Below are 1,031 nucleotides of genomic sequence, written 5' to 3' on the forward strand. Positions count from 1 at the left end.
CACCTCCACCGGAACTCCGCCCACTCCCAGCGACACTCCGCCGACCACACCGTCCGCCCCGCCCCCCGTCGTGGTCACCGCGGTCTCCGTCACGAGCCTGCGCCAGACGGGTGTGACCACCGCCGAGGGCACCGTCGAGGTCACCACCGACGGCACCGGCCCCGTGACGATCCACATCGAGTGGTTCACCGGGGACGAGCAGGGGGTGGCGGGCACGCCCGACGGCTCCGAGACCTACCAGCGCGAGGGAGCCACCCGGTACACCCTCTCGCTCGCCCATGACGTCCGGGGCGCCGGCTGTTACTGGGGGCTGCGCGCGTCCACGTCGCCCGCCGCGTCCGACGGCGGTTCCCTTCAGCAGGTCTTCATCCGGCGGTGCACGATCTCATGAACGACGACGACTACAGCGCCACCCAACTCGGCAGCCACTGGTTCGAGCGTCCCGTGCCGGAGGCGGCACCGGACCGGGTGGAGGGCGAGGTGCTGCGGTTCGGGCCGGGGGTGACCGCGGCGGCGCTCCGGCGGGCCGAGAACACCCCCACGGCGGTCGAGATCTGGCACGGCACGCTCCCGGGCGTCCCCGCGCCGCGACCCGCCCGCTCACGAGGGCCGCGGCGGTACGCCCTCGCCGCCGTCGTGCTCGTCGCCGTGCTGCTCTTCCTCGCCTGGCGGGAGTACGGCCCCGGCGTCGCGGTGCGGGACGTCACGGTCGGCGTCGCCGAGCAGCGGCTCGGCTGTGACGGTACGGCGGACGTGGTGGGCCTGGTGCGCACGGACGGCAGGCCGGGCACCGTCACGTACCGCTGGGAGCGCAGCGACGGGACCCGGTCCGGGGTACTGACGGAGAAGCTGGCGCGCGGGCAGGAGGAGGCGAGGCTCCATCTCCTGTGGACCTTCCACGGCTCGGGCACGCACCAGGCCGTCGCACGGCTCGTGGTGACGTCTCCCGGCCAGCGCTCGTCGGAGGTGACGTTYACGTACGACTGCGGCTGACCCGGCCCCTTCGGGTTCGGTGGGGGGAGTCCTTGGGG

The 1,031-nt window shown here is 74.1% G+C and carries 1 protein-coding gene and 1 pseudogene; both read left to right on the forward strand.

The annotated features are described in order from the left end of the window. Positions 1-391: pseudogene (locus EAO70_RS36290) on the forward strand (serine/threonine protein kinase); the annotation flags it as partial. After that, the gene (locus tag EAO70_RS36295; RefSeq protein ID WP_261993231.1) at positions 376-993 is read left to right on the forward strand and encodes a hypothetical protein; all 618 of its coding nucleotides are present in this window, start codon (positions 376-378) and stop codon (positions 991-993) included. The pseudogene EAO70_RS36290 and the gene EAO70_RS36295, both read left to right, overlap by 16 nt. Positions 994-1,031 lie beyond the last annotated feature (38 nt).

The sequence above is a fragment of the Streptomyces sp. adm13(2018) genome, from assembly GCF_008042145.1.
Taxonomy (GTDB): Bacteria; Actinomycetota; Actinomycetes; order Streptomycetales; family Streptomycetaceae; genus Streptomyces.